The following is a 19,433-nucleotide window of genomic DNA, read 5'->3' as shown; positions in this document are numbered from 1 at the left end:
CGTTCTTGGAGGTAGAAACCGTTCGCGATCCTAGGCGGAAATACGAACCGGGGTCTGAGCCCGGGCGTCGTTCATGAGCCTGCCGTCGACCAGTTTGAGTTGTCGTGTCGCTCTTCGAGCAACATTCGGATCGTGGGTGACCACAATCAACGTTCGGCCTTGCCGGTGGCATTCGTCAAACGTATCGAGAACAACCTCACGACTGTCTGGATCGAGATTTCCGGTCGGCTCGTCCGCCAAAATGATTTGGGGATCGTTTACCAGCGTGCGTGCCAAGGCAACTCGCTGCTGCTGACCGATGCTCAGTTCTGACGGCTTATGGTGAAGACGTTCTGCCAGGCCAAGCTGTGTCAGAATCTCGGTTGCTCGCTCCAGTTGTTCGCTGGCCGGAAGCTTGGCCAAGCTTAAGGGAACTTGAACATTCTGAAGCGCCGTCAGGTACGGGATTAGATTGAAGCTTTGGAAAACGAAGCCCATCTTCTCTCGACGTAACGCCGATCGCGCGGAAACCGATTGGTCGTAGAGCGAAACCTCGTCGATGGTAATCGAACCGGATGACGGGGAAAGCATCCCGCCGAGCATGGAAAGAAGCGTTGTCTTTCCACTACCGCTTGGTCCGACGATTGCCACGTATTCGCCATCGGCGATCGTGAGTTCCTCGGACGAAAATGCCGTGATGGATTGACCTCGACGCGTATACTGTTTGGCGATGTTATGTAGTTCAATCATGGGCTTATACCTCGCGGAAGCAGATGCAAGGGTCAAGATGAGCCGCTTTTCGGGCCGGAATCCATGCCGCGAGAAGGGCCACGAGCGTAGCGATCAGCACTGCCAATACGGAAGTGCCTGCCAACGGAGAGATAGCAACACCTGCCCATGCTGGACCTGCCAACAAAGCCGTAGCAACACCGAGCACGCAGCCGACCGTTCCGGCACCAATGCCCAGGATGAACGCTTTGCCGAGGAACAACTGTTGAATGTTACTTGGCGTCGCTCCCAAGGCCATCAGAGTGCCGATCTCGCGACGACGTTCGCGCACGTTGGCAGCGATCGCCCCTGCCAGACTGGCACCACCAACCACCACGAGAACCGCGAGAACAATCCACGATGTCTTCGCCATCAGTTGGTTGACACCCACTTGGGTTTGAACGACCTGAGAGATGGTGACGACTTTAGCTTCCGGCAACAGATTCTGTAGTTCAGGAACCAAGCTACCGGCAGCATCTTCGCAGCAGCCAACAATTTCAATCGCGTTGCACGTTGCGCCCGATTCCGATAGCCGCTGGACTTCGTGCAGGTGGGCAAAGATGCGTCCATCGTCGACGGTACCTGTCGCGGGAAGAACGGCCTGAACGACAAAGCTTTCTCCGAAGAGGTTAACTCGATCGGCCGCTTCGCATTCCAGCTTTTGGGCTACATCGGCCCCTAACACGATCGAGTCCTTGTTCAGATCCTGGATCGCACGGTGCTGAATGAGTGCTTCCGGTTTCGCAAGATCGTCCGTCGAAGCGACGTTGGCTCGCTGGCAACAACCAGAATCTTCGGCATTCATGAACATCGTCGTCGCTTGCCACGTCGCAAGTGCTTCTACTTCCGATTGCGGCAAGATGCCTGTCACGGCAAACGATTTTCCCTGAACGTCGGTCGTAACGTTTAAGCGAGGCGAAACCTGTTCGATTCCGGATAGACCTGCCAGATAGATTTCTGCCACATGTTCTTCCGACAAAGTGCCTCCGTTTTGATCGGCGGCGTAGTAATCTTGCAGCGTAGCGTCCTTGGGCAACACGAGAATGTTCGCCCCCAGTTTCGTCAGTTGCTGCGAGATCTCTTTTTCTGAATGAACCGTCACGTGGCGAATGGCCACCAGGGCGGCGACACCTAGCAATATTGCAAGGCTATTGAAAACTAACGTACCTGGCCGAGAAGTGAGTTCGTGCCAGATGATCGATCGAAGATTCATCGATAGATTCCTTTATGTGAAATGCACAAACTTATCGGCGGGACGTGGTCGACTGCGAAGCTTGAGCCGAAGCGCCATGCTTGCAGTTAGGGTCATCGCAGCATTTGCCTGCTTTATGAATGGCCGCGGCAATTTGGTCGGCCGAATCGGTGGCATTGAAGTGACCCACCAGAACGCCAGGAGGGGCGATCAACGCCGCCATGGGGCCGCTCACCATATTGGCGTCGACTTTCAGTTGGTTCATCAGTTTCGCTTCCGTCGTGTCCTGGACGTTCAGGCCGATCAATGCCATGCGATCCTTGAACATTGGATCGAGCTGCAGCGCGCGAACTCCAGCAGGCACGGCTGCTTGTTCCGACTTCGTCAAGCAAACAAACACCAGCTTTTGCTCCTGAAGTTCCTTCATGCATTCCATCATGACGGGCGGAACAATGGCTGAGGCGACGTTTTGCGGAGCGACTTGCTTCGCGAACAGTCCCGTCACCGCGCCGTTAGGTGCCACGACAACGGTCATGGGCATGGGAGCTCTGGAAACTTTGAACTGCTCGGCCAGTTGTTGTCCTTCCGGTGTCGCGAGACTGGTCGTCGCCATGGTGAGATTCGGAGCATGGGCCGTAACGCTTTTCTGGACGACTTCCAGCATCTTATGCGTTGGGGCCGAATTGTCTCGATAGAAAACCAGGCAGGTGAACTGATTGGCTTGCTGAGCTTGCTGCAGCGTTGCCGCTGGCGACTGAGCGAACGCAGTCGCGGCAGGGAAAGCGAAAAGACAAGCCAGCAGCGGCAGCGTATAGCGATGGAATTTCATGAGTTGATCCTTAAATTCGTTCATGGTTCTTGTTCGTGTCTACGATCGGCACTACGAGTTGGAAACACGCACTGCGTCGTGACATCGTGTGTGATAAGGAATTCGCAAGCGTGGGATGATCGAGGCTTGCTAAATGATCCATTTCGGGGCGAATGACTTGGGCGAACGGATTTCGCGCGATGGCATCCGCATGCGTCCGTTAAAGAAGGAGAACGGAAAAGGATAGATGCAGCGGAACGTGTGGGCTTGGTTTCGGCGACGGCTGGGGCAATTTCGGATGCGGCCGATAAAGCGAATCGGCCAGGCAAACCGCCGACGTATCGACAAACAGCGGTAGCGGGGCATCGAACTGGGCGTCGTGAATCAGTCCCGTCAGCGAAGATTCGCTTTGAATGAATGGAAACTTCGACAGCCCGCAGCCCTGGCATTGTTGATCTTGCAGCGGAGCCTCATGGGCGATGCACGCGTTCTCATGAAATGCTGGAATATTGCTGGCCGGTTGACAGCAAAGCTCGAGATGGTCGTGATGCGTCATTTCGCCGTCATCGCAACGATGGCATTCACAATTTTGAGCCGCGACTTGAAGGCATCCGCAGGCTTGGATGCAATGGGCACAACAGCCCAGTAGACAGTGCAGGGTCACTGCTGCTACTGCAAGCATGGTTGTGATTCTTCGAGTCATAACGCTGTATTGGTTAAAACCGTTAAAATTGGCCCTGGGGTTTTTATCGACTTCCAGGGCAAACTTCCATTACCGTTTCTCTCTTTCACGTCGGCGAAAGTCACGTTCATCAAATGGCTGTTTTTCCAGTGATAGCTTTACTGGCGCTGGGGAATCCGATTCAATGAGCGTGGTGCTCTATCTACAGACGCACCCCGTTCGCTTCAAGATCGAGTTACTGCACCGTTTCGCTTTAGTTGGCATTTCGATGGATATACGCGAATCAATACAACAAGTTTCCAATCAGCTGAACGAGGCGGTCATCGGTCAGGCCGAAGTCGTCGAACGTCTGGTGATCGCTTTGATTGCCGACGGACATGTCCTGATGGAAGGCTTGCCAGGCACGGCCAAGACCCGATCGATTAAAACCTTGTCGCATTTAGTCGATAGCACGTTCAGCCGAATTCAATTCACGCCTGACTTATTGCCATCAGACGTGACGGGGGCCGAAATCTATCGCGAGCAGAAAGGGACGTTCGAGTTTTTACCAGGCCCGATCTTTGGAAACCTGGTCTTGGCCGACGAAATCAATCGTGCCCCGGCCAAAGTTCAAGCGGCACTGCTCGAGGCCATGGAAGAACGCCAAGTCACCGTCGCTGCCGAGACGCATCGCCTGCCAGAGCTTTTTCTGGTGCTCGCCACGCAAAACCCCATCGAGCAGGAAGGAACGTATCCACTTCCCGAAGCTCAGATGGACCGCTTCATGATGTATGTCCGCGTCGACTATCCCGAAGGGGACAACGAATTGTCGATATTGCGTCTGGTTCGTGGCGAGAAATCAGGCAGCAAACAGCAAGCGTCAGAGAAAGTGTCGCAAGAGTCGATCTTTGCCGCTCGTAAGGAAGTGCATGCCATTCAAGTTTCTGAACCTGCGGACCGCTACATCGTCGACTTAGTGCTCGCGACTCGCCGGCCAGAAAAGCTGAAGGGGGACTTGGCCAAATGGATTCGTATCGGAGCGAGTCCCCGCGGTACGCTTGCTCTCGACGCGGCAGCAAGAGCCCATGCATGGCTACATGGTCAAGAGTTCGTTTCTCCGGAGAATATTCGTGCCGTCGCGCCGGCTTGCCTGGCTCATCGAGTGCATCTGTCGTACGAAGCGGAAGCAGCCGGAATTACGAGGACCGACGTCATCAACGAACTGTTAAAGACGGTGGTGCCAGCCTAACGTGAAAAGATGAAAGCACGCATTCAGGTAACGTTGGACGATTTGCTTTTGCTGAAAGCCAAGGCTCGCGGATTCTCGCTGCAGGCTCGGCAACCGGTGTCTTCGTTGCTCGCCGGACGGCACGCCTCGCGAATCCGAGGTCGCGGTTTGACGTTCGAGGAGCTGCGACGTTACCACGAAGGTGACGATGTTCGGACGATCGACTGGAAAGCAACGGCCCGACTGCGTTCGACCCAGGTACGTGTCTATACCGAAGAACGCGAACGTCCTGTTCTTTTTATCGTCGATCAGCGAAGTCCCATGTTCTTCGGCAGCCGCCACATGATGAAGTCGGTCGCCGCCGCCGAAGTGATGGCGCTTGGGGCGTGGCGTGGGTTGCATTCCGGCGATCGTGTCGGTGGCCTGGTCTTTAACGAATCGGAGATCGCCGAGGTCCGTCCCCATCGCAGCCATTCACGCGTGCTGCAGCTTTTTCATGAAACCGTTCGGCTCAACGATAAATTGGCGCGACATGAAATTCCAACGGGCGATATTTCTTTGAACGACGTCCTGCGTCGGGCATGCAATCTTGTGAACCACAGCCACATGGTCGTTTTGATCAGTGATTTGGACGGCGCGGACGAAGAGACGCAGCGATTGTCGACTCAGCTGGCCGCGCATAACGATGTGTTAGTCGTGGCTATTTACGACCCGCTAGGGGCATCGCTTGTCGGAACCCCAGGCATGTTGGCCGCCGATCGTGGTTCGGTCTGGGAGATTCCCGCAGGGAAGAGCTTCACCGATCGGTTCCAGCAAGAGTTTCAGCAGCAACTCGATAAATGGACGCAACTGTTTCAGAACTTGCGAATTCCTGTCCTTCCGATTTCGACCGCGATTCCGGTTGCGGACCAGATACGTTCCCTGTTGGGGCAGCGATAAAGGCATTCGATGAGTGACGACCCTGGAAGTCTCGACAATTTGCACGACATCGTCATGCCGCCTGATGTGGCATGGTTCCCGTTGGCGCCTGGTTGGTACGTGCTGATTGTTATCGTCTTGGTAGCGATCGGCTGGGCAATGTTCCGTGTTTATCAAAAGTGGCAGGCCAATGCTTATCGCCGTGCCGCATTGCAAGAACTGCAACATGCCGATTCTATCTTCGCCATCTCCGAGATTTTGCGAAGAACCGCATTGGTTTTTACGCCGCGAGAAACAATGGTCGATCTGATCGGTAACGACTGGGCCGATTGGCTCACGCAAAGGACAAGCCAACCGATGCCGACGGTCGTTCGCCAGGCATTTGCTGAAGCGATGTATCAACCGAATTCAGCTGGAACCAACATCGAGCCTGTCCGCGCGTATGCAACCGCGTGGATTCAGCAGCACCAGACAGCGGAAAGGGCTCCGTCAGGTTAACGCGATGCTGTCGTTCCTTTACCCCTGGCTGCTACTTATTCTGCCGCTACCGCTGTTGGTGCATTGGCTGGTGCCGCCTCGGCGTGTCGAACCGGAAGCGGTACGAGTGCCTTTCGGGCAAAGGCTTTCTACCATTCTCGGCGCCGGCGATGGAGCTGCTGCCTCCGCAATTTGGAGTCATTCTACGTTCTTCTCGATTGCGATCTGGGCGCTTGCCGTTTTGGCATTGGCGCGACCGCAGTGGATCGACCCGCCCATCGTCAAGGAATTGCCGACACGCGACTTGCTGTTGCTCGTCGATCTTTCTGGCTCGATGGATCAGAAAGACTTTACCAACGCAACGGGAGAGAAAGTCGATCGTTTGTCGGCCGTCAAAGAAGTGCTCGATGAATTCGTCGCCAAGCGAAAAGGGGATCGTGTTGGTTTGGTCGTCTTTGGGGACGCGGCATATCTTCAGGCTCCGTTTTCGACCGACCTAACTTTGGCCCAACGACTGGTAAACGAATGCCAAGTCGGCATGGCGGGACCACGAACGGCCTTGGGAGATGCCATCGGGCTGGGGGTGAATTTGTTCGACAGCAGCGAAGCCCCGGCCAAAACCATGATTGCATTGACTGACGGAAACGATACCAAAAGCCAGATTCCTCCCGTCGAAGCGGCCCGGGTTGCTGCTCAGCGAGAGATTCGTATTTACACCGTAGCGATCGGAGACCCTACCACCGCGGGCGAAGACAAGCTGGACGAGCAAGCGTTGCGAGAAGTTGCCAACGAAACCGGCGGTTCCTATTTCTTCGCCGCCGATCGTCAGTCGTTAGGAAAGATCTACGATAAGCTGGACGAGATTGAAGTGCATCAGGTCAACACGGTTAGCCATCGCCCACGCCACGACTTGTTCCAATGGTTTTTGTTGGCGGCACTTTTACTGTGGCTGACCGACAAGCTTTGGACAGTGCTTGGACAAGCTGCCAAACGCCCGAAGCCTGAAGCCCAGGCCCGCGTGCACGTCAATCCACGAACAGGAAAGTTGGAGGTGGTGTCATGATGGAACTGCTGACCAACTTTCATTTTCTGCGGCCCTATTTTCTTTTGCTGTTGCCGATTGTCGGGGGCGTTTGGTGGCTTTGGATCACACGCACCGGACCACTTCAAGGGTGGGCCAGCCAGATCGATCCCGACCTGCTTGCCGCTTTAACGCTTCGTCGAGGCAACGCAGAGGGAGTGTTTAAATGGAGTTCGTTGGTGGTAGTGTCGCTTATGGTCTTGGCCATCGCGGGACCAACGTTCCGTATGCAGCCGAGCCCCTTTGCGGAAGATGCTCCGCCGCTGATGATTTTGTTGAACGCCGACAAAGCGATGGAACCGGACGACCAAGAAACGTCGCCGCTGAATCAAGCGAAGTTGAAGATTGCCGACCTGGCCGACGCGAGAAAGGGGCAGCCATTGGGCTTGGTCGTCTACGCCGGATCAGCTCACTTGGTATTGCCCCCCACGGAAGATACGTCGGTCGTCGCTCAGATGGCAGCTGAAGTGAGCCCCGAGATCATGCCGCGTCCTGGCAATCGACTTGACTTAGCCATTCAGCAAACCAGAGAAGCCCTTGGCGATGATCTCAACGCATCGTTGTTGGTTATAACCAATTCCGTTTCTGACGATCCATCGCAGATCGAATCGGCGGAAGAGTATTTATCAGGAATGCCGGTTCAGTTCCTCGCAGCAACGCAGGAAGATTCTAGCGATTGGAATTCCATTCAAAAGGTGGCCCGGTCACTACGTGCACCCTGCCGTGCGTTGGCAGTGGATGATGCCGATATCGAAGCGATCGTTCGTTTTTCAGAGTCGTCGTCAATTGCATCGGTAACCGGCAGCGATCGGCAATGGTCGGAAGCAGGTTACTGGTTCGTTCCTTTCATTGTCGTGCTGATCGCTTTGTCCTTTCGCCGTAAAGTGCCCCGCGTCGAAGGAGGCCGTTCATGAGACCTATCACCCTTCTGCTGGCGATGACGTGGACCAGCTTGTGGTACACGCCCGACCAACTTGGGCAATACTACTTCGACCGAGGCGAATTTGCGGAAGCCGCGAAGTCGTTTGAAGACTCGATGTGGAAAGGGGCGGCTCTGTATCGCGATGGCGAATTCGAACAAGCAGCTCAAGAGTTTTCACGCAGTTCGTCCGATATCGCGAAGTTCAATGCCGGCAACGCGTGGCTTTTCCGCGGCAAGTACGACTTGGCGATTGCCAGTTACGAGAAAGCCTTAGAGCTTCGGCCAGATTGGAAGGAAGCCCAAGAGAACATGGCCATTGCTAAAGTACGTGCCGATAAAATCAAACGAGAAGGGGGCGATCTTGGCGATCAACAGGAAGGCGCGGACAAAATTGTCTTCGACAAAAAGAAAGAAGGAGGCCAAGATACCGACGTCAGCGGCGACAAAGCGACCTCCGATTCGGCTGTACAAGCGATTTGGTTACGTCAGGTTCAAACCAATCCGGCCGACTTTTTGAAAGCCAAGTTCTCGTACCAATCTGCCCAACAACCGGAGAGTCCATGATGGTGAGTCTTCGTTGGCTTGGCCTATTGTCGATATGGCTTTCGGCGGCGTATGTTTCCGCGGAGGACTTGCAGCCGGTGGAAGCCAATATTGCCGTCGACAAAGCTTGGGTTGGACAACGTATCCCTTTTCGCGTGGTGCTTCGTGCGAAAGGATCGTTCGAAGGCGCTCCCAGCTTTTCGATGCCGCAAATTCCTCAAACGGTGATTGTGAAGATTGGGAGCCCGACCGTTTCCTCCGAACAGCATGACGACGAAACATGGTTTGCTCAGTCGCATACGTTCGCCATCTTCTCGCAGGCCGCCGGAACGCTGACCATTCCCGCGTTTCCTGTGCGATTCAGTCACCATGAAGGCTTTACTGGTCCCGTTCAAGACGAAGAACATCAGGTTCCCGAAGTCACCGTTGTCGTAGAAGACCCGCCCGGCCGACCGAGCGATCAATTCATCGTATCGACCAATCAACTTGAGATTGCGGAAACCTGGAAGCCGCAGCCAGGAAAGTTCAAGCAAGGGGATATCGTCGCGCGAACGATTACTCAGACTGCGAAAAACATGACAGGGATGGCCTTGGCTCCGCCTATGGAAAATGCCCCCAGCAGTGTGAGTCTCTACCCGAGCTCGCCAAGCGTTCACGATAAAACCGATCGTGGCGATTTAGTCGGGCAGAGGATCGATACGTTGAAGTATCGCTTCGACCAGCCCGGCACGGTGATCATACCTGAGTCGACTTACACCTGGTGGGACCCTGATAAAAAGCAGTTCGGTAAGAAGACATTGCCGGCAGCAACTTTCGAGGTGGAAGCTGTCCAGCAAACGACCACGGCCGGATCGCCAGCAAGCGAGAATGGGTGGCGATGGATGGCTCTCTTGCTGCTGCTTCTCGGCACAGTGGGCATTTTGTTCTGGCAACGTGAATGGTTGTTCGATCGCTATCGAAAACTGCACGCCGTGGTCTATCCACCGCACAAAGTCGCCGCGAAGAAGCTGCTGCGTGCTTGTCAACGAAACGATCTCGTCGAGGCGGAGCATGCCTGGGCCGAGTGGCAGAACCTTCAGGAAGCCAGTTTTACCCCTTCGTCTGATCTTGCCGCGGCGGTTCACGAACTTCACGCCGCGCGTTACGGCAACGGTTCATCCAGCGATTGGAGTGGCGAAGCATTGAGCCGTGCGTTTCGTTTGCAGTTGACCGAGGGCAAACAAAAACGGCGGCAACACGAGAACGCGCTGCCGCCGATGAATGTTTGATGTTCGCGAATCAAGCTCTCGCGAGACGTTTACTTGCCAGCTGGTGAAAGCCAGATCGCTTCGCCTTGGTTGGCCGACAGCTTCAGCTCGAACTCATCCTCAGAGTCCACCTCGGATGTCACGACACGGACTTTGGTTTTGGTATCCATGGTCGGATCGTCCTGGTAACGTCGGGCTTGATAAGATTGTCCAGCAGAGAGGAAACCAAGCGGCAAGCTGAACGTGCGCGTTTCGTTCGCGTTGATCGCACCGACGAACCACTCTTTGCCGCTGCGGCGGGCGATCACCGCGTACTCGCCGATTTCTCCGGAGATGACGCGAGTTTCATCCCAGACCGTTGGTACTTCTTTGAAGAGCTCAAGCTCTGGCGAATCAAAGATGCGGTTCCGCGACTTCCGAGGATCTTGGCCGGAAGTTGCTGGCGCGTCGTACCAATAGATAAACTGCCACGGCGAATAGGTGCAGATCGCTTTGGCCAATTGCTGACCGTGCGACCAGTTCTTATCGACGCGTGTATCGAAATAGCAAATCGTATGGTCAGCCGCGCCTGCCAGGTTTCGTGTGAACAATGTCGTCACGGCCAAGCTTGTCGGGGGCGTTGCTTCATCGCCACGCACGCCTTCTTGCGTCATCAAGTTAGGATACGTGCGTGAATATCCGACCGGACGATACTCGTCATGGATATCGACCATCAGCTGATGATCGGCCGCTTTGCGAACCGCGTCGTGCAGCCAGGAAGTCCATTCCTGCGAACCGGTATTCACAAAACCATACTTCACGCCGGCGATGCCCCACTTCTTATACAGAGGCAAAATCTCGTCCAGCTGTTTTTCGAGCGCTCGGCGATTCACATAAACAATGATCCCGATGTCACGGTCTCGGGCATACTTCACCATCCCTTGCAAGTCGAGCGGACCTGCCGAACGTTTAGGGTCTAGCGTCACGGTCGTAGCGTCCGAGGCGTCGTCATATTCATGGCCGTACCAGCCTGCATCGAATTCAACGTACTGAAAGTTGTTTTCGACCGCGAAGTCGATACAAGCCTTCGCTCCCTTGGAAGTCAGGCTAACTTCACGAATCACTTTGCCTGGCTTGATCCACGAGGTGTCAGCAATCGCACATGGTTCGTTCAAGTTCAGGATAATGTCGTTGTGCTCCAGCAAATCGCCAGGGCTATCGCCGATCATCACCACGCGCCAAGGAGTCGTCATAGGCGAAGCGGAAGTGACTTCTCCGCGAAGTTGGCTCACGATCGTTGGCTGGCCATTTTCGGTCGAGCGAAGTCGCATTGCGGCGTAGTCAACCAACTCGGCTTCTGCGACGGCAACGTAACGGTTGTCGTTCAGCTTCACCGTCAATGGTCGTTCGACATTGCTACCCAGTTCGCTTAGCGGTACCTCATCGTACACCCCTTGGGCGCTGGTCGTTCGCCAGGCAGGGGCATCCTTGGGGAAAGCAAATTCGCTGTCTTCCTTCTTGATTGCAATTTCCTTTCCGTCAGCACTTGTCAGCGTCGTACGGAATGCAATGCCAGAATCGTAGCAGCGAACTTCAACCGCCATCGAGCAGTTCGCGGCGGTGTCGGCAAACTGAAATGTCTGGGCCTGGTAATGATCGCGAATCTGAGAGCGTTCGCCATAGACAGGCTTCCAGGTTTCGTCGTGGCTCGTCGGTTCACTCTTCGACTCAAAGCGAAGATGGTCGCCAATCACAACGCCATCGTTTCGTGTAAAAGTGATCGTCGAGTCGGCGATTACAACTTCATCCTCGACAGAGACTTGGTAGTTAAGCTGTTGGCGTTCGCCATCTTCCTGGACGTCGAGGGCCACGGTGATGCGACCGTCCGGCGATTTCACTTCATGCGCCAGCAGCGCCGAAGGAATTGCCAGGCAAAGGGTGACTGCCGCGACAAGATATCGGGGCAGCGAGACGTTGGGCGTTAGTACTTGCATACGAGGCATGCGGCGAGTCCTGTTGTTGAAAGCAGTAGGCGGGGCTGGCACGAACGTATCAAGGATAACTTGCTTCGTGCGTTCGTGCGAATGAAACAAAGCCAAACGTTAATTCTTCAGCTCGAACTTTCCTAAATCATTTTCGTTCTGCGCGGCGACTTCCACTTGCAGGCCGGACTTGTCGAACTGAGCATACTTCTTGGGCAGAAAGTCCTTTTCTCGAATTCCCCCAGGCTCGCGAACCACTTCGACTTCATTGCCGTTGCGGTCAATCAACTTCGTTTTGCGGATCGCGACTAAGTGCGAGCCTTCGGTCAGTCCGTCGGCAGGCTCGAATGTCTGAGCTTCAAAGAAACCGTTTGAATCGGTAATTGCCGAGCCCCCTTTGCCATTGGGATCGACCGGCTGAAATGTCACCGTTGCTTCAGCGACCGGTTCGCCGTCGAGCAGTACCTGGCCGGCGGCAGGATAAACGGGCGGACGTCCTTGTGTCCATTTGTCTTGCTTTTTCGAGCACCCAGCCGATATGGAGGCGATTGCAGTAAATACCAACAGAGCCATCAACGAAAACGCGCGAGATTGCATGGCAGATGTCTTTCAGAAGAGAAGAGCCAAATGCTTCGAGCAGGAAGAGGTTGCCTGCTCGAAGCAATGAATAGAGACGCAGCAAAACTAGAGAGTCGTGTTGGTTTCTCCACCACTCTTCGAGCCAATCGCTCCCCAAACGCCGTAAGGGCTTATGCCGGAAATGGGCGGCGTAAGAGACAAGTTGCCGGTATCGATCGTTTCCGGGACGAATCGAACGGAGCCATCCGCGAACAACGAAAGCACGCCGCCTGGGTGACGGCTGGCAGGCGTATAAATCCCTGCGCTGGCCTGCGTGCTGCACGTTGCGCTGTTGGGGGGAAGGATGGTCGTGACCGCACAATAGCCAGGGCGACCATCCTGCCAGCGTTGTCCATGGCAACGATACTGGGCAATCATGGTGCCGGACGTGTATTCATTGCGCGTCAAGTGAGCTCGGCATGCCAATGGGTTGTTCGACGAACTTGCGACGGCTCGACCCAGTTGTTCTCCGGAAGGGGCGACGATAATTTCAGACATCATCATCGTATTGCTCAAGCCGTCGGTGATGTCGCGGAAACGCGTGAACGAGAGATATCCGAAAATACCGCGCATGTTCTGATCGGCCTGCGAGGCATCGAAGTTGACGTTGCAGTTGTCTCCCATCGAAAGACCGTAATTCAGTGGCGAGTATTCCCCGTTTCGGTCAGGACCGGTCGGCGAGAACAAACCGTCGGAAGGACAGATGAACGCATCGATCTGACCGACGTAGCCGGAGTTCGTGTTGTTGTGCCAAACGTGGTTGCGAGTCGATTCAATCTGGTCGTATCGCGAACTCGCTTCAATGAAGGGAAGCAAGCTGACAAACCCGCTCCAGCGTGGGTGACTGTTGTTGCCAGACCAATCAGGTCCGCCTTGTCGGGGAGGCAACGCCAGGTACGTGTCGTGATAGTTGTGCGTCGCCAGGCCGAGTTGTTTGAGATTGTTCGAGCAGCTCATACGCCGAGCCGCTTCACGTGCTTGTTGCACGGCGGGAAGTAACAAAGCGATTAGAACACCAATGATGGCGATCACCACAAGAAGCTCGACGAGGGTAAACCCAGTCTTTTTCATAACAAGATCCGATGTGAGAGAAGGGAAGGATGAATTCAAAATAGAGGCGAAAAGGGGATGACGAAAAACGGAAACATTCATTCGTCTACTGGCACTCAGTGGAGTATAGAAGCAGCTTATTGAGGCGGCAAATAAAACATAGAAATTGAAAATTACGTACTTGCGAAGGGTTTGGTTGGAAAAATGCTTCTGTGGAAAGCGGTATATTACAAACCGTTCTGACGTTCGAAGCTCAGGCGGTATTCGCAACTTGTTTGTTTTAACGCCTTTAAGTCGCAACGATCTCAATTGAGGTCGGTTGCTCTGGCTTTGTAAAATGTTTCCCACCTCGAATAGGGAGAGATTAAAATCCAAATTCAGGGTGACGAAAATGGGGAAATCGTTGACGAAAATGGGAAAATGACTTCGCTCAATCAATTGGCCCAAAGGAACTAGGAAAGGCCCCTCCGCATGCTCCATCGCAAGCTGACGGTTCTGCTGTTGATCGAGTCGTCTCGTGGGTATGGTCGTGGATGTCTGCGTGGCGTGGCCGACTACTGCCGAATTTATGGGAACTGGCAAGTCATCCATGTCGAACGCACGATGAACGAACCGCTTCCCCGCGGCATTCGCGACTGGAAGCTCGACGGAATTATCTCGCGGTCCGAGATGGCCGACATTTCTCGCGAGGTCGACGCATTGGAACTGCCAACGGTCGATCTGCGCGGTTCATACGTTCCGCGTCACGGCGTTTCGTTAGATACCGACCCTTATGCATGCGCACTGCAAGCGGCGGAACATTTCTGCGAACGCGGACTGCGTGACATCGCTTTTTGTGGCTATGGTGGCGTCGACTTTTCCGATGCCCGAGGAAGCGCATTTCGCGAGATCGCGGCGGAGAAAGGGTGTCGTGCGTATCACTTCGACAGTCCTGCGAATCAGTTCTCTGGCATCTCGCGAGAACTCTCGGCCGAAGGTGATGACACCGAGTTGATCAAGTGGTTGAAGACGCTGCCGACGCCGTGTGGGGTGTTCGCTTGTAACGACGTTCGCGGACGTCAGGTGCTTCGGGCATGTGCCGAAATTGGTATCGCCGTTCCCGAGCAGCTGGCACTTGTCGGGGTCGATAACGACAGCGACATTTGCGATCTCACGATACCTTCGATGAGCAGTATCGAGCCAGACACGCACCGCATTGGTTTTACTGGGGCAACGTATCTAGCGGAACTGATGAATGGAAACCGCGTCGACGAGAAAACCTTCGTAAAGCCGAAAGGGGTCGTCGTGCGTGCTTCGTCCGACATGGTGGCGATTGCCGATCGAGAGATCGCCGGCATCCTCAACTACATCGGGCGGCATGCGTGCGATGGCTTGAATGTCGAGATGCTTTGCCAAGAGTTTCGCCTGAGCCGTTCCTCCCTGGAGCGGCGTTTGAAGAAAGCGATCGGGCGCAATGCGAAAGCGGAGATCGATCGTGTGCGGATCGAACGCGCCAAGCTGCTATTACGCGAAACGGATCGGAAGTTGCTCGCGATTGCCAATCACGTCGCCTATTCCTCGGCAGCTAAGTTCGCAGTGGCATTCAAGCGGATTACCGGGAAAACGCCGGGAGAGTTCCGCAATCAATACCACACGAACTGACTTCAATACTGCGTGATTCAAACGGTGCACAATCGCTACGGGGCGTCGCTGCCGGACGGTTGCTTCAGCTCGATCATGGTTCGTGCCATCTCGTTGCCGATGCGCGTGAACCAGATGGCACTGCCGAGATAGTGATAAGGCCGATCCGACCCGACCAGCTTCCACTCCTCGACGTGATCTTTCCAGTTGGGGAACTTCGCTTCAGCCGTTTTGTCGACCAATAGATCGGTACGAATCGACTTCACGTTGCCGGCGAATTCTGGAATGGAATTCATTGCTAACTGAGCGTCTTGGATCTTCTTCATGTTCTCGGCCGGAGGGCTCGAACCGTTTTGCCCTAACGCTCCGATGACGACCGGCAGCTGCGGTGCATTCCATTCCTTGCGGATATCGCCGATGAGCAGCTTGAGGTTTTGCTCGTATTCGGCCGGCGCGTAATCACCGAACATGTCGTTGAAGCCTTGGAACCAAACGAAACCAGCGATCTGAGGCGTTTTCCCCTGGAGTTGCGGGAACAACTGATCCGCATCGTTGAGCGTCGATTCGACTTCGTTCATCATGGCTCGGTACGAGACGCCATACTCTGACTTAACATCGTCCAGCGTCGGCAGCGGGTCTTGGCGGTTGCGTTTTTCGTTGTTTTTTCGAGTTCGTTCCTGAAGACGGGCAAGTTCTTCCTGCAGCACTTCCTCGCTCGGCAGGCCGGCGCTCGGTGGACGAAATTTCTGGTACAGCGAATGGCCGCCCCATGCGGTTTTGATCAGCAGCACGGGCTCGTCATAATAGTCGCCCATGATGCTGCCGAAGCCAAGTTCGAGGCCAGTCTTGTCCCGCGAACCATAACCCAACGTCAGCGGCCCATGCCGCTGCAGAAACTTGATGAACACGTCGTCGCGTTCGATCCATTGGCCGTCCTCGCGGAACGGAGCGAAAAACGATTTTGTCGCTTCGGCGTTAGCTTGGTGCTCGAACAATGCATTGCTCGCTTTGCCTTCCATGTTCGATTGACCCGCCAAGATAAACACCTGGTAGGTCTCGCCAGCAGCCGCCGACGAAGTGCCGATCAGCCCGAAACAGGTCACAGCAAGAAGCAGTAATGAGGTTCGCATGAGACGGTTCTTTCCAACAGGACGTGGGACGTGCGGGATGAGAAAAAACGAAGGGAGGTGTTAGCGGGAAACGGTTTGAGACGCCAGGGAACTCGAACCGTCCTTAATACGCGGCAGATCAATCAGGACGACTCGCGGTAGCCCAGCGGCGCGGCGACGTTTATGGTTGGGCGGAAGTTTTCTCGGCGGACTTCTGTGGTTGGGGACGCGAACTGGATCGACCGCCCCAGCACTTCTCGGCCATTTCGTAACCGGCCGGATCGTAGGTCTTCAGCTCCGCACGAACGTACGGGAAAAAATCGTTGGTGCCGAAAAAAGCTTCCGAGGTTTCCGCGAAATATTCCATCGGATTTGTTGCCGCGTAATGCTCTCGCTCCGCACCGTTGATATGACTCACTGGGCCATAACGATCATCGGACGTGGCGGCCTCGAATGTTTTGCGGACCGCGGCATTTCGGAATCCGTTTTCCAGAAACTGATGATGATAGCCATGGGCGAGCTCGTGCAGAATCATCCAGGGCTGATCCAGACTCCATCGTACGAAGTTGTGGGCATTGGCAAGCTCGACGCAGCGATGCTTGTCGGGGTTGAGATCATGTTCGACCAGCCATTTTGCATCGGGATGATAGGCGGCACAGGGATGGTTTTTCTCGAACAGTTCCACCCAGATCGTAATCTTCTTCAGCTTCGCGAGGGCTTCGTCCGGAACGACCCGGGTAATCTGGTAGAGTTGCGATTCGATCTCTCGCAAAACCTCGCGGCAAAGCGCCGGCTCGTCCTTAACAAGCCGGCGATTCAGTTTGATCTTCCAACCGAGTATCTCGCGATCGTCATAGTGGGTAGTCGGTTCGTAATTTGCTTCGGTCGATTCGGCCGCCGAAAGGGGCGAAACGTGCCAAGCTACGATAAAGACGATCAGACAACGCAAGATACTCGACAGGTTCATTTCCTTGCTTTCTCGGCTTCTGCCATCAAAGACTCAATATCGTCCGCTTCGATCGGGATGTCTTTCATCAAATCGATCGGGCCATCTTCGGTGACCAGAATATCGTTCTCCAAGCGAACCGCGAAACCTTCTTCGGGCAAGTAAATACCTGGTTCGACGGTCAACACCCAGCCAGGCGCGAACGGCGCATCGACAGGGGCCACATCATGCACGTCCAAGCCAATCGGATGGCCGAGACCATGCATGAAGTACTTCTTGCAGGCCGGTTTTTCGCGGGTGCTTTGTTCCACTTCTTCCTTGGTCAGAAGCCCCAGGCCTAACAGCTCTTGATCCATGTGCTGCTGCGATTCGTATTGCCAATCGCGATGTGCTTTGCCGACGACCGCTCCTTCGATCGACGCTTTCATGACACGGAGCACTGCTTCGTACACGTCGCGCTGACGCTGGGCGAACTTGCCATTAACGGGAATGGTGCGTGTCATGTCGGAGTTATAGTTCGCATAGTTCGAACCCACATCCAGCAGCAGCATGTCGCCATCGTTGCAAATCTGATCGTTGTCGATGTAGTGCAAGCCGCACGCATTCTTGCCAGAGGCAATGATCGGCGTGTAGGCGAACGCTCCGCGGTTGCGAATGAACTCGTGAGCTAATTCCGCTTCCACTTCATATTCCGTGACGCCTGGCTTAACGAACTTCAACAGACGCTCGAAGCTTCCCTTGGTGATCCCGACGGCTTCCTTGATCAAGTCAATTTCCCACTTCGATTTGACTGGTCGCAGTTGGTGGAGCAGGGGGGCCAGTCGTCGATAGGTATGCAGCGGGAAGTCTTTCATGCACTGCGTAACGAAGCGGTCGTCACGTGTCTCGACGACGGCAGCCGCTCGGCGATGTTCGTTTCGATTCAAGAAGACTTGCTCGGCGCTGAGCATGCAATCGCGGAAGACTTGAGGGAAGTCTTTCAGCCACTTAATCGTAGGGATGCCGGAGACTTCGGTCGCTTGTTCCTGCGTTAGCTTGTTGCCTTCCCAGATCTGCATCAGCTCGGTTGGTTCGCGCAGGAAGAGGATCTCTCGATGGCGCGGTTCGTACGCATCGGGAAACAGCAGCAGGATCGATTCTTCCTGTTCAATCCCCGACAGGTAAAACAGATCGGCATTGGGAAGAATCTTCAGGCTGCCATCGGCGTTGGTTGGCAACACGTCGTTGGCGTGCAGCACGGCAACGGAATTCTTAGGAAGCAGCTTCGTCAAGTTGGCGCGGTTTTCGACAAATAGTTCCGCGTTGAGAGGACGATGTCGCATCGAGTCTTATTCCTTGAATGGGATTACGAGCTTCAATTTTAATAGGGGATGAGACGAGGCTCTTGGAAATTGAAAGAGACAATTCTACCAAATTGCGCACAATCTAGTCTCTGTCAGGCAAAACAATCGTTTTCACGCAGTTCGGCCTGTTACGGTAGAACTTGCCGGAATTTGCTGGGAGTGGTGCCGGTCGCTTTACGGAACGAACGCGTGAAAGCACTGTGGTCGTAGAAACCGCAACGATGAGCGATCTCTGCCACGGAAAGTTCGGTCTCTTGCAGCAATCGGGTCGCCGCTGCGATGCGGATCTTAGTGATGAACTGCCCCGGCGTCAGATCGAAGACCCGCTTCGTTAAACGAGACAATCGATGGGGCGAAAGATGGCACCGCTCGGCGAACCATGCCGGCGTTACCTCGGTCGATAGGGTCTCTTCAAACTCGTCGAGTGCTTGGGCAAACTCAAGCGGTATCTCGTCCGCTTCGATGCGCGAACGAATGTCTCGCGAGAACCCGACCAGCCCGATCACGTTGCCAGAATCGTCATGAATCGGCAGCTTGGTTGTGACGCACCATGTCGGGATGTGCGGCCGATGCCATTGCATCTCGAGCTGATCGAGTAATGGCTTGCCGGTTTTCAAAACGCGTTCGTCCTGTTTCGAGGGGATTGCCCCGAAATCGCCTTGGCAGATCTCCGCCGATTTTTTGCCCAGGACGTCCTGTTTGTTTTTCCACCCATGGCGAAGTGCCAGCGATTCGTTGACGGCGAGATACCTTCCGTCGGCGTCTTTCACAAAGAACGCCGTATCGGAAGCATGGTCGAATAACTGAGCCAAAAGTTGGACGTCGATGTGCATCTGTTGAGCTTCTTGCAGCCGGCGATCTGTGCAATGTGCGCGCATTGGCGACATTGCACGAAGATTCACCAAGAATCGAATTCAAGGAGACGTTATCTTAGGGAACGTTGGAACAGGCCCACGTTTCAA

The 19,433-nt window shown here is 54.7% G+C and carries 19 protein-coding genes; 8 read left to right on the top strand and 11 right to left on the bottom strand.

The window, feature by feature from the left end:
* Nucleotides 1-30 precede the first annotated feature (30 nt).
* The 4 genes from LA756_RS14100 to LA756_RS14085 all read right to left on the bottom strand — a co-directional run bounded on the left by LA756_RS14100 (nucleotide 31) and on the right by LA756_RS14085 (nucleotide 3,303).
* Entirely contained in the window at nucleotides 31-729 is a 699-nt protein-coding gene (locus LA756_RS14100) for an ABC transporter ATP-binding protein (RefSeq protein WP_224435368.1), read from the bottom strand.
* 4 nt (nucleotides 730-733) lie between these two features.
* On the bottom strand, nucleotides 734-1,960 hold the full coding sequence (locus tag LA756_RS14095; RefSeq protein ID WP_224435367.1) for an FtsX-like permease family protein: 1,227 nt from the start codon (nucleotides 1,958-1,960) through the stop codon (nucleotides 734-736).
* Nucleotides 1,961-1,991: 31 nt separating this feature from the next.
* Nucleotides 1,992-2,768: a hypothetical protein gene (locus tag LA756_RS14090; RefSeq protein ID WP_224435366.1), complete on the bottom strand. Its 777-nt coding sequence runs from the start codon at nucleotides 2,766-2,768 to the stop codon at nucleotides 1,992-1,994.
* Between the two features lie 199 nt (nucleotides 2,769-2,967).
* Complete coding sequence (locus LA756_RS14085) at nucleotides 2,968-3,303, bottom strand: hypothetical protein (protein WP_224435365.1); 336 nt, start codon at nucleotides 3,301-3,303, stop codon at nucleotides 2,968-2,970.
* Between the two features lie 394 nt (nucleotides 3,304-3,697).
* On the opposite strand from LA756_RS14085, the gene LA756_RS14080 reads away from it, so the two are divergent.
* The 7 genes from LA756_RS14080 to LA756_RS14050 are packed head-to-tail and all read left to right on the top strand — an operon-like array spanning nucleotide 3,698 to nucleotide 9,845.
* On the top strand, nucleotides 3,698-4,657 hold the full coding sequence (locus tag LA756_RS14080; protein WP_224440388.1) for a MoxR family ATPase: 960 nt from the start codon (nucleotides 3,698-3,700) through the stop codon (nucleotides 4,655-4,657).
* A gap of 9 nt (nucleotides 4,658-4,666) precedes the next feature.
* Nucleotides 4,667-5,575, top strand: coding sequence for a DUF58 domain-containing protein (locus LA756_RS14075; RefSeq protein WP_224435364.1), 909 nt, complete (start codon nucleotides 4,667-4,669; stop codon nucleotides 5,573-5,575).
* Between the two features lie 9 nt (nucleotides 5,576-5,584).
* Entirely contained in the window at nucleotides 5,585-6,052 is a 468-nt protein-coding gene (locus LA756_RS14070) for a DUF4381 domain-containing protein (protein WP_224435363.1), read from the top strand.
* A 4-nt stretch (nucleotides 6,053-6,056) separates the two neighbouring features.
* Nucleotides 6,057-7,094: a VWA domain-containing protein gene (locus LA756_RS14065; protein ID WP_224435362.1), complete on the top strand. Its 1,038-nt coding sequence runs from the start codon at nucleotides 6,057-6,059 to the stop codon at nucleotides 7,092-7,094.
* Nucleotides 7,091-8,026, top strand: a complete 936-nt coding sequence (locus LA756_RS14060) for a VWA domain-containing protein (protein ID WP_224435361.1) — start codon at nucleotides 7,091-7,093, stop codon at nucleotides 8,024-8,026. The genes LA756_RS14065 and LA756_RS14060 overlap by 4 nt, the downstream gene beginning before the upstream one ends.
* Complete coding sequence (locus tag LA756_RS14055; RefSeq protein ID WP_224435360.1) at nucleotides 8,023-8,598, top strand: tetratricopeptide repeat protein; 576 nt, start codon at nucleotides 8,023-8,025, stop codon at nucleotides 8,596-8,598. The genes LA756_RS14060 and LA756_RS14055 overlap by 4 nt, the downstream gene beginning before the upstream one ends.
* Nucleotides 8,595-9,845, top strand: a complete 1,251-nt coding sequence (locus tag LA756_RS14050) for a hypothetical protein (protein ID WP_224435359.1) — start codon at nucleotides 8,595-8,597, stop codon at nucleotides 9,843-9,845. The genes LA756_RS14055 and LA756_RS14050 overlap by 4 nt, the downstream gene beginning before the upstream one ends.
* A 29-nt stretch (nucleotides 9,846-9,874) precedes the next feature.
* Here the strand turns inward: LA756_RS14050 and LA756_RS14045 are convergent, their stop codons facing one another.
* The 3 genes from LA756_RS14045 to LA756_RS14035 form a co-directional block, all read right to left on the bottom strand.
* On the bottom strand, nucleotides 9,875-11,806 hold the full coding sequence (locus LA756_RS14045) for a glycoside hydrolase family 97 protein (protein ID WP_224435358.1): 1,932 nt from the start codon (nucleotides 11,804-11,806) through the stop codon (nucleotides 9,875-9,877).
* Nucleotides 11,807-11,905: 99 nt separating this feature from the next.
* Nucleotides 11,906-12,382: a carboxypeptidase-like regulatory domain-containing protein gene (locus LA756_RS14040; RefSeq protein WP_224435357.1), complete on the bottom strand. Its 477-nt coding sequence runs from the start codon at nucleotides 12,380-12,382 to the stop codon at nucleotides 11,906-11,908.
* A gap of 87 nt (nucleotides 12,383-12,469) precedes the next feature.
* On the bottom strand, nucleotides 12,470-13,474 hold the full coding sequence (locus LA756_RS14035; RefSeq protein WP_224435356.1) for a DUF1559 domain-containing protein: 1,005 nt from the start codon (nucleotides 13,472-13,474) through the stop codon (nucleotides 12,470-12,472).
* Between the two features lie 450 nt (nucleotides 13,475-13,924).
* Between LA756_RS14035 and LA756_RS14030 the strand changes: the two genes are divergently transcribed.
* Entirely contained in the window at nucleotides 13,925-15,094 is a 1,170-nt protein-coding gene (locus LA756_RS14030; protein WP_224435355.1) for a DNA-binding transcriptional regulator, read from the top strand.
* A gap of 35 nt (nucleotides 15,095-15,129) precedes the next feature.
* Here LA756_RS14030 and LA756_RS14025 read toward each other — a convergent pair whose 3' ends face one another.
* From LA756_RS14025 to LA756_RS14010, 4 genes are all read right to left on the bottom strand, one after another.
* Nucleotides 15,130-16,203 (bottom strand): sialate O-acetylesterase, encoded by a 1,074-nt coding sequence (locus LA756_RS14025; protein ID WP_224435354.1) that lies wholly within the window; start codon nucleotides 16,201-16,203, stop codon nucleotides 15,130-15,132.
* 160 nt (nucleotides 16,204-16,363) lie between these two features.
* Entirely contained in the window at nucleotides 16,364-17,149 is a 786-nt protein-coding gene (locus LA756_RS14020; protein WP_224435353.1) for a hypothetical protein, read from the bottom strand.
* Nucleotides 17,146-18,450: an aminopeptidase P family protein gene (locus LA756_RS14015; protein ID WP_224435352.1), complete on the bottom strand. Its 1,305-nt coding sequence runs from the start codon at nucleotides 18,448-18,450 to the stop codon at nucleotides 17,146-17,148. The genes LA756_RS14020 and LA756_RS14015 overlap by 4 nt, the downstream gene beginning before the upstream one ends.
* A gap of 149 nt (nucleotides 18,451-18,599) precedes the next feature.
* A complete protein-coding gene (locus LA756_RS14010; protein WP_224435351.1) occupies nucleotides 18,600-19,304 on the bottom strand; it encodes an AraC family transcriptional regulator in 705 nt (234 codons plus the stop codon).
* Nucleotides 19,305-19,433: the final 129 nt, after the last annotated feature.

Origin of the sequence: Bremerella sp. TYQ1, from assembly GCF_020150455.1 — a bacterium.
Classification (GTDB): domain Bacteria; phylum Planctomycetota; class Planctomycetia; order Pirellulales; family Pirellulaceae; genus Bremerella; species Bremerella volcania_A.
Note: the sequence above shows the minus strand (reverse complement) of the source record. Positions and strands in the feature narration are given on the sequence as shown.

Bases quoted from the DNA above. Each gene is read 5' to 3' on its own strand.
- LA756_RS14100 (WP_224435368.1), bottom strand. From the start codon at position 729: ATGATTGAACTACATAACATCGCCAAACAGTATACGCGTCGAGGTCAA.
- LA756_RS14095 (WP_224435367.1), bottom strand. From the start codon at position 1,960: ATGAATCTTCGATCGATCATCTGGCACGAACTCACTTCTCGGCCAGGT.
- LA756_RS14090 (WP_224435366.1), bottom strand. From the start codon at position 2,768: ATGAAATTCCATCGCTATACGCTGCCGCTGCTGGCTTGTCTTTTCGCT.
- LA756_RS14085 (WP_224435365.1), bottom strand. From the start codon at position 3,303: ATGACGCATCACGACCATCTCGAGCTTTGCTGTCAACCGGCCAGCAAT.
- LA756_RS14080 (WP_224440388.1), top strand. From the start codon at position 3,698: ATGGATATACGCGAATCAATACAACAAGTTTCCAATCAGCTGAACGAG.
- LA756_RS14075 (WP_224435364.1), top strand. From the start codon at position 4,667: ATGAAAGCACGCATTCAGGTAACGTTGGACGATTTGCTTTTGCTGAAA.
- LA756_RS14070 (WP_224435363.1), top strand. From the start codon at position 5,585: ATGAGTGACGACCCTGGAAGTCTCGACAATTTGCACGACATCGTCATG.
- LA756_RS14065 (WP_224435362.1), top strand. From the start codon at position 6,057: ATGCTGTCGTTCCTTTACCCCTGGCTGCTACTTATTCTGCCGCTACCG.
- LA756_RS14060 (WP_224435361.1), top strand. From the start codon at position 7,091: ATGATGGAACTGCTGACCAACTTTCATTTTCTGCGGCCCTATTTTCTT.
- LA756_RS14055 (WP_224435360.1), top strand. From the start codon at position 8,023: ATGAGACCTATCACCCTTCTGCTGGCGATGACGTGGACCAGCTTGTGG.
- LA756_RS14050 (WP_224435359.1), top strand. From the start codon at position 8,595: ATGATGGTGAGTCTTCGTTGGCTTGGCCTATTGTCGATATGGCTTTCG.
- LA756_RS14045 (WP_224435358.1), bottom strand. From the start codon at position 11,806: ATGCCTCGTATGCAAGTACTAACGCCCAACGTCTCGCTGCCCCGATAT.
- LA756_RS14040 (WP_224435357.1), bottom strand. From the start codon at position 12,382: ATGCAATCTCGCGCGTTTTCGTTGATGGCTCTGTTGGTATTTACTGCA.
- LA756_RS14035 (WP_224435356.1), bottom strand. From the start codon at position 13,474: ATGAAAAAGACTGGGTTTACCCTCGTCGAGCTTCTTGTGGTGATCGCC.
- LA756_RS14030 (WP_224435355.1), top strand. From the start codon at position 13,925: ATGCTCCATCGCAAGCTGACGGTTCTGCTGTTGATCGAGTCGTCTCGT.
- LA756_RS14025 (WP_224435354.1), bottom strand. From the start codon at position 16,203: ATGCGAACCTCATTACTGCTTCTTGCTGTGACCTGTTTCGGGCTGATC.
- LA756_RS14020 (WP_224435353.1), bottom strand. From the start codon at position 17,149: ATGAACCTGTCGAGTATCTTGCGTTGTCTGATCGTCTTTATCGTAGCT.
- LA756_RS14015 (WP_224435352.1), bottom strand. From the start codon at position 18,450: ATGCGACATCGTCCTCTCAACGCGGAACTATTTGTCGAAAACCGCGCC.
- LA756_RS14010 (WP_224435351.1), bottom strand. From the start codon at position 19,304: ATGCACATCGACGTCCAACTTTTGGCTCAGTTATTCGACCATGCTTCC.